Source organism: Oliverpabstia intestinalis (assembly GCF_009696065.1).
GTDB lineage: Bacteria > Bacillota > Clostridia > Lachnospirales > Lachnospiraceae > Oliverpabstia > Oliverpabstia intestinalis.
In genome coordinates, this window is the sequence record NZ_VUMS01000021.1 from 41,831 (window position 1) to 49,290 (window position 7,460).

The 7,460-nt window shown below is 47.1% G+C and carries 5 protein-coding genes, 3 tRNA genes and 1 rRNA gene; 1 reads left to right on the top strand and 8 read right to left on the bottom strand.

Features of this window, described 5'->3' with window-relative positions:
- Window positions 1-20 precede the first annotated feature (20 nt).
- From FYJ57_RS11235 to FYJ57_RS11260, 6 genes are all read right to left on the bottom strand, one after another.
- Entirely contained in the window at window positions 21-2,327 is a 2,307-nt protein-coding gene (locus FYJ57_RS11235) for a glycosyl hydrolase family 95 catalytic domain-containing protein (protein WP_205839963.1), read from the bottom strand.
- A 180-nt stretch (window positions 2,328-2,507) separates the two neighbouring features.
- Window positions 2,508-3,890, bottom strand: a complete 1,383-nt coding sequence (locus tag FYJ57_RS11240) for an alpha-L-fucosidase (RefSeq protein WP_154432715.1) — start codon at window positions 3,888-3,890, stop codon at window positions 2,508-2,510.
- A gap of 341 nt (window positions 3,891-4,231) precedes the next feature.
- A complete protein-coding gene (locus tag FYJ57_RS11245) occupies window positions 4,232-5,353 on the bottom strand; it encodes a DUF4179 domain-containing protein (RefSeq protein WP_154432716.1) in 1,122 nt (373 codons plus the stop codon).
- Window positions 5,350-5,871, bottom strand: coding sequence for an RNA polymerase sigma factor (locus FYJ57_RS11250; protein WP_277663436.1), 522 nt, complete (start codon window positions 5,869-5,871; stop codon window positions 5,350-5,352). Before FYJ57_RS11250 ends, FYJ57_RS11245 begins: the two co-directional genes overlap by 4 nt.
- A gap of 169 nt (window positions 5,872-6,040) precedes the next feature.
- Window positions 6,041-6,112, bottom strand: a tRNA-Cys gene (locus FYJ57_RS11255).
- A gap of 39 nt (window positions 6,113-6,151) precedes the next feature.
- Window positions 6,152-6,223: transfer RNA gene (locus tag FYJ57_RS11260), tRNA-Glu, on the bottom strand.
- A gap of 328 nt (window positions 6,224-6,551) precedes the next feature.
- Here FYJ57_RS11260 and FYJ57_RS11265 point away from each other — a divergent pair.
- Window positions 6,552-6,935, top strand: coding sequence for a DUF3783 domain-containing protein (locus FYJ57_RS11265; RefSeq protein ID WP_154432717.1), 384 nt, complete (start codon window positions 6,552-6,554; stop codon window positions 6,933-6,935).
- A gap of 238 nt (window positions 6,936-7,173) precedes the next feature.
- On the opposite strand, the gene FYJ57_RS11270 is transcribed toward FYJ57_RS11265, so the two are convergent.
- Together FYJ57_RS11270 and FYJ57_RS11275 are read right to left on the bottom strand one after the other, a co-directional pair.
- Window positions 7,174-7,246 (bottom strand) — tRNA-Asn (locus FYJ57_RS11270).
- Window positions 7,247-7,333: 87 nt separating this feature from the next.
- A 23S ribosomal RNA gene (locus FYJ57_RS11275) occupies window positions 7,334-7,460 on the bottom strand; the annotation flags it as partial.

Sequence of the window (7,460 nt, forward strand, 5' to 3'; positions counted from 1 at the left end):
CAAGATACCTTCGCATATGATCAACTATCCAGACGCACCCTTTCCCCGGCTTTCAAAAATACCATTCTGCTCTCCTGCTCTTTCACGCGTACCCGAACTTTTTGCTCTGTCTTACTCGTCAGCCAACAGCTCACGTGTGCTCCTTCCCATGCAATATCCACCGTAATCGCACCCCGGGCGATCAGCCCCTGTACAGAGCCTCGTTTCCACTTTGGCGATACCGCCGGAAGGATCACGAGTTCTCCTCCGTGGCTTTGCAGCAGCATCTCTGCGATTCCCGCAGTAAATCCAAGATTTCCGTCAATCTGGAACGGTGGATGTGCACAAAACAGGTTCGGGTATACACCACCACCCTGGACAGACATCTCTGCAAACGGATCTCGAACCTGCAACATCTGCGCCACCTGTTTTGCCGCATGCGCGCCGTCTTCCATCCTTGCCCACATCAGGATCTTCCAAGCCAGACTCCAGCCGGTTCCCTCGTCACCACGGACAAGCAGACTTTTTCGCACTCCTTCCAGAAGTTCCGGCGTCTCCTTCGTGATTCCCCGTCCCGGATGAAATTCATACAGATGCGATAAATGTCTGTGTTCTACTTCCGCCTCTGGGAATTCCTCATTCCACTCCAGAATCCTTCCGTCACCTCCCAGCTGTGTCGGTACGATCGCGGGCAGTTGTTCACGGATCGTTCCTGAAAGAACACCCTCTTTTTTCAATACTTCGCATCCTTCCAGATAATCACGGAACAGATTTCGAATAATTGCCAGAGTATTTTCTGTATACAGTGCCACCGGCACTGCTTCTCCCTGATCTAGGAAACAATTTTCCGGCGATGTCGCCGGAACCACTGCCAGTCCTTTATCCGTCTTTTGTAACATGTTGCTGCAAAATCTGGCATGTTCCTCCAGCACCGGAAAAATCTCCTGCAAATACTCTCTGTCCAGCGTAAACAGATACTCCTCATAGAGATTCCGGCACATCCATGCTCCGCCAAACGGCCAGAATGCCCAGTTTGCCAGTCCAGCAGCCGGTGATGTCTTTCTCCACAGATCCACGTTATGAAAGCACGCCGCACCCTCACAGTGAAAATACTTCTGCGCTGTCTCCCTCGCATTTTCCAGCAGTTCCCGGTTCATCCGCACCAGCGGCTCTGCCAGTTCATGAAGATTACACGGACCGGTCATCCAGTAGTTCATCTCGGTATTGATATTTACCGTATAATCGCTCTTCCAGGCCGGGATTCGGTCGCAGTTCCAGACTCCCTGCAGATTTGCCGCCTGTGTCCCCGGTCGGGAACAGGAAATCAGCAGATACCGACCATAATCAAACAACAGCTGCTCCAGTCCCGGATCCTCGCCGTCTTTTTTATACTGTTCCAGCCGTTTTGAAAGATCCATTCCGTCTCTGCTGTCATCTCCAAGCGTCAGTTTCACTCTCTGAAAATACTTCTGATACTCTCCGACATGTTCTTTCCACAACTCTTCTACGGATATCCCGGTCTGCTCCCGATCCTGAAGTAAAAGCTTTGCGGGATCATTTCCTTGCGTATACGGATGTCTGGAAACACCTGCAAACCCGGAACGAATCAGTATCCGCATAGTAATTTCACGAACGTTGACACAGCGAACTCCCATCTCTGTCGGAACAATCTCCCCGTTTTCCGTCTCAAACATGCACCAACCTTCGTACGGCATTCCTTTTTCCTGCGGATTTTCCGAAAAAATAAACTCGCTGCCGTCCCCTTCTTTCGCTCCCACAGGAATCTTACTTTTTCCCGGCATCTGCCCCTGCATTTTCCATATTTTTCCGTCCCAGCTGTTTCCCGTAAGAAACCCATCGTCTGCCGTGACCACTATGGTAAATGCTTCCTCTGCCCGGATCTGATACACCAGAACCTGTGACGGTGCACTGCAAAAACAACGATGTTCATAAGATTGCCCGTGATTTCGATATGTCACCCGGGCAGTTGCTGTCTCGAGATCCAGTTCTCTGTGATAGTCCGCAATTTCCCGTTCTCCCTCAAACCGGATCCGTACCGTGCCGAAAGGCTCATACATCTCTACATCTTCCGCCATCTCCTGTGCCTGATTCAACACCTGTGTAGCCTGAAGGTAACTCCCTTCTTTTGCATACACTTCTGCTTTTTTAATATCCTCATATCCCATACCGGTGCGCGGATCCCCCGGATAGCCCGACCAGAGGGTATCTTCATTCAGGCAAAGTGTCTCTGCCTCCCCGTCCCCGAACATCAGCGCTCCTATCCGCCCGTTTCCCAGCGGAAATGCCTCCTGCCAGACAGTTGCCGGTGCCTCAAATATCATTTTCATACTCCATTCCCCGTTTTTCAACTTCTTATTTTTCCTGTTACCTGCTACTTTCTTCATATCCCGTTTTTATCTGATTTCACATTGTCTCAGCGGATACTTTTCATTATCGTTCGTAATTGTTCAATCTCTTCACAGTTGCAAGCCAATACGCCTCGTGAAATACTGCCTACTGAATAATTATTACTGTTCTATCTTCCATACAATCGCAATCGGCGTCTCTCCCTCACGATACTCTTGGGAAATCACCACCTGTATTCCTTCCTCCGTCATCTTCCATTCAGCCTCTTTCTTCGTATCTACCATGGAAATCCCGCGGATTTTCCCCTGATAGGGAATCAAAAGTTTCTCTTCTACTGCTTCCCTTTCCTCCGGATACAGCCGGATCGCATAGACGGTATCGCCTTTTTGCGTAAATGCCAGATTTCCGCTCTGATACGGTGCACAGATTCTCGTTCCATAGATGGCTTCCCCATATGTCTGCATCCACACGCCCAGTCCCCGCAGGCTCTCCCAAGCTTCCACCGGGATCCTTCCGTCTGGCTGAGGGCTTATATTTAATGCCAAATTTCCGCCCTTCGCCACAATATTGACCAGAAGATTTACCAGTTCTCTCGGTGATTTATAATGATCTCCGTACGCATAATTAAAATCAGCTCCCAGCGTCAGGCAACTCTCCCAGGGCACACGCAGCGGTTTTTCCGGCACACACATCTCCGGTGTGACATAATTCTCATAAGCACCGCCCACCGTCCGGTCTACTGCCAGCACCCAGGGCTGCGTTTTTCGCACTTCCTCCACGATCTCTCCCAGCCGGATATCCTGTCCGTTTGTTGCTGCCACCCATCCGGCATCAAACCAGAGGATATCCAGCCTTCCATACTGCTTTCCAAGTTCCAGGATCTGATCGCGGGTAAATGCACGGAACCGCTCCCAGGCTTCCGGATTTTCTTTTGGATCATAGGTGGGATTCCTTGTCGTTTTTCCGGTAAATACTTTCTCTTTTTCCCAATAATCCGGACAGTGCCAGTCCGCCTTTGAATAATACACCCCGATCCCAAGTCCCTCTTTTCGAAACGCGTCAAACATGGCACGGACGATATCCGCATACTTATGTGTATGAAACGGACAGTCCTCTGCCGTCGTCTTGTATTCTGTATATGCTGTGTCCCACAGACAGAAACCGTCGTGATGTTTTGTGGTCAGAATCAGATACCGGAACCCACATTTCTTTGCCATCTTCGCCCATTCCTCCGGCTGAAAAGCCACCGGATCAAACGCACGGTTTAATGCTCGGTATTGCCTCTTAAAAACCTCCCCGTCATCCGTCCAGTCCACCGTCTTTCTGGACCACTCCGCATCCTCATCGCTAAGTGCCCAGCTCGCCACCATGCCAAGCTGATTGTACACTCCCCAGTGCACCATCAACGCCAGTTTCTGATCCTGAAACCACTCCAGCTGCTCCCTCAAAATAGGCTCCTGTGGCCAGACATAAGATTCCTCCTGACTGTATGTATGAACCCCCTGATTCACAATTTCCTGTTTCTGCTCTGTCTCTTTTCCCATTTCTCTTCTCCGTTCGCATACTTATTTTCTAATATTGTTTAGTCCTGACTGCCCCATAGCTTTTCAGTCACTTCCTGACATCATACCCCATATACTTTGTCATTCTATTCTATAGTGTACAAGAAAGAGGTAGCAGATTCAATCTTTTCCGACTGAATCTGCCACCTTTTTGCTGTCCATTTCGTGCTGATAACACGCTTCGCAGAATATTACCATTGACCAGTAATCCCTGTTTTCATATTCATCAAATAACATACATATGCTTCGCGAATTCTACACGTTATCGCAGCAGTCACCAAGTTCTCATGTAGGCATGAACTTTGGCTCGTTACTTGCGTAAATTATTTCGGTAATTTTACCTCAACAAGATCTTCTTCCCCCGGTTCCTGTAGATTTCCGCCCGGTTTCACATACAACAGACTGTTGATCTGCTCCGCTTCCACAATCTGATCCGTTGCATATTTCACTGTATAGGCTTCCGTTGTCTCATCATCATATCCCTGCTCCTGAGACTGGAAAACCATTTGCCGGACAGTTCCGTCTTCCATACGAAATCCATACAAAAACCACGGTTCTTCATATGTTTCCCATGTAGTCACCCCATCATCGCCATATGATTGTTTTGTAATCTTCTTTCTTGGCATATCATAATGGATCGTCAGAGACAGCGGTGTAATCTCTATGGATTTTACTACCGTATCCGTATCTCCGATCGTCTGATTGACCGACAATCCTTCCTCTTTTTCCGTGCCTGCAAGTTCCCAGTCCAGCGTCCAGGTTCCTTTCACACCCGAGACAAATTCTGCCTGTTTATTTACCGTACCTAAATTTTCTAAGATTACCTGGATCTTCTTACCTGCCAGCCCGTTTTCTTCGTTCGAATCAATCTGCATGAGATATTCCATCGTTCCATCCGCTTTCTGATAGCCCGGCATATCCTCTTCACCAAAATTCCGGAAACTTCCGGAAGCATTTACTTCTTTTCCATCCACCTTCACAATCACCTGCTCAAAGTCTGGCTGTTCTTTCGTTTCTGCCGAGTATCCTTTTACCGAAAACGCCAGATGGCTGAAATTCTGATCGGTAATACTCTGCAACACAGTAACCGTGATTCCCTGACTGGTGCAGGATGCTTCTGTCGATTCTGCCGCCCCTATTTCTTCCAGCTCTTTTTCCTGCGTTCTTGTCAGCTGCAACTTCTCTTTTAAACCTTCCGACCACCGGATATATACCCCGGCTGCCACAGATACCGTTGCCAGAGAAAGGGTAGCCACTGCCAGAATGATAGCCACTTTCTTTTTCGAAACTACAGTTTTTCCGCGTTCATTTTTCTGCCCTTCTATCTCTTCATGCATCCGTTTCTCCTGGCGGATCTGACCGTATGCCAGCTGCATCTTCTTCCGTACAACTTCCGGTATTTCTGCTTTCTTCTGTAAAATTTCTATTTTTTCCCGTTCCGTCATAAAGTCCTCCCCCTTTCCATCTTCATCTCATCCGCCAGCTGTTTTCTCCCACGTACCAGTCGGGTCTTTACCGTTGCCGCCGGAATATCCAATATTTCACTGACCTCGCGTATCTTAAACCCATCCACATAATAGAGAAGCATCACTAGGCGATACTTTTCATCAAGACCTTGTAACACCTGTTCCCACTCTGCCATTCCATATCCATCTTCCCGTGCATCTGCTTCTGACACAGTATCTTCCGTCAGCAAAAGTTCTTTTTTTCTCAGCAGATCATAGCATTTATTCATCAATATCCGTATCATCCATGTCTTCACATATCGGTTCTCCTTCAACGTAGAAAGCTTTTCCCAACAGACCAGAACCGTCTCCGCCATTGCATCAGCCACATCTTCCTCATTTTTCAAAATGGTTTTCGCCATCTTATACATACAGTCCGACTGCGACTCCATTAACCGAATAAATGCCTCCTCGTCCCCGCTCTTCGCTCTTTTTACCAATTCCAAATGCTCTGTCACAGCGTCACCTCCTCTTTTCGTCTTTCTGTTGATTAGACGGAGTATTTCTCAAAAAAGTTTCAAATTTTTATCAGGATGTATTTCATAAATGGAAATGCGTATAGGATTCGTCTTTATCATGCAATGCAAAAAGAAAAGCTTTAGTTATCTGTAACTAAAGCTTTTTAAGAGGCGCAGACCGGATTTGAACCGGTGGATACTGGTGTTGCAGACCATTGCCTTACCACTTGGCTACTGCGCCATTATGAAATTGTAGAAAAATCTTCCTCAGATTTTTCAATGACTCCGACGGGAATCGAACCCGTGTTACCGCCGTGAAAGGGCGATGTCTTAACCGCTTGACCACGGAGCCTTGTTTTTTTGTTTGTGTCGTATCTCAGTGACGAATGTTATTCTATCATAGGTTTCAGAAAAATGCAAGCACTTTTTTAAAAAAATTGTATCTTTTTTTCAGAAATTCCTGTACAATAACAAATGTATGGATCATACAGCGAATTATGCTATCATTCTACGACATAATTGTGCTGTAACCGAGTCAGGCGGATATTCGCAATTCGCTTCGCTGCTTGCTCATAACCGAACAACTGCTTATTGCTCTTCGCAATCTACTTAATGATACGTAAGGAAAAAGCTGATTGCAAAGATCCATTCAATATAATTTTCAGGAGGAAAATATAAAGATGAAGGAAACTATCTTACTTTTCAATATAACCGACCGTAACACCAAACTGAAATTAGAACGCATTCTCTTGCCGCTGAAGCTCCGGATCCGGCGGATCCCGGTGTCTCAGTATGGACAGACACTGGCTGCGCTGTGTGGTCTGGAAGAACCTGTTGCTCTGCCCTCCGAGAGCGCTGTTACCCCGTCTTTTTCCGATCCTATGATGATCTTTGCAGGTTTATCTGAAATGACCCTGGATCGCGTTCTGACGGGCTTACGCACGCAGCAGATCCGTATTCCTTATAAAGCTATTCTGACGCCCACCAACCAGCACTGGACACCGGAGGAATGTTTTATCGAGATCAAAAAAGAACACGAGCAGATGCATGGAATCAGCCAGTGATGCCATTTGCACTTTCTATAAACGAATATGTTTGTTTGCACTTGCAGTGGTATACAACCACAAGGGAATAGCCGGTTTGAAATTTGTTGCTACGAACCGGTCCAGAATACCTGTAATACATGATTTGTCAACAATCTGTAAAACATAAAAAACCTGCAGGATACATTCATTTGTATCTTACAGGTCTATTCTATCTCATTCCTCCCGGAGCTTTCCCTGCCCTTCCGGCATAAAAAAGCTCCCCCAGTTGGACTCGAACCAACGACACTGCGGTTAACAGCCGCATGCTCTACCGACTGAGCTATGGAGGATCATTCTCTTTCTCTCTTTTCTCTCCATGTACCTTCAAAACTGCACACACGTAACATCCTTCTTCTCTTGTTTGCGATCGACCGTTCCAGGTCAAACCCTCGACCGATTAGTAACAGTCAGCTCCATACATTACTGCACTTCCACCTCTGCCCTATCTACCTCGTCGTCTTCAAGGGGTCTTACTTCTTTCGAATGGGATATCTCATCTTGAGG

Bases quoted from the DNA above. Each gene is read 5' to 3' on its own strand.
- FYJ57_RS11265 (WP_154432717.1), top strand. From the start codon at position 6,552: ATGAAGGAAACTATCTTACTTTTCAATATAACCGACCGTAACACCAAA.
- FYJ57_RS11245 (WP_154432716.1), bottom strand. From the start codon at position 5,353: ATGACGGAACGGGAAAAAATAGAAATTTTACAGAAGAAAGCAGAAATA.
- FYJ57_RS11240 (WP_154432715.1), bottom strand. From the start codon at position 3,890: ATGGGAAAAGAGACAGAGCAGAAACAGGAAATTGTGAATCAGGGGGTT.
- FYJ57_RS11235 (WP_205839963.1), bottom strand. From the start codon at position 2,327: ATGAAAATGATATTTGAGGCACCGGCAACTGTCTGGCAGGAGGCATTT.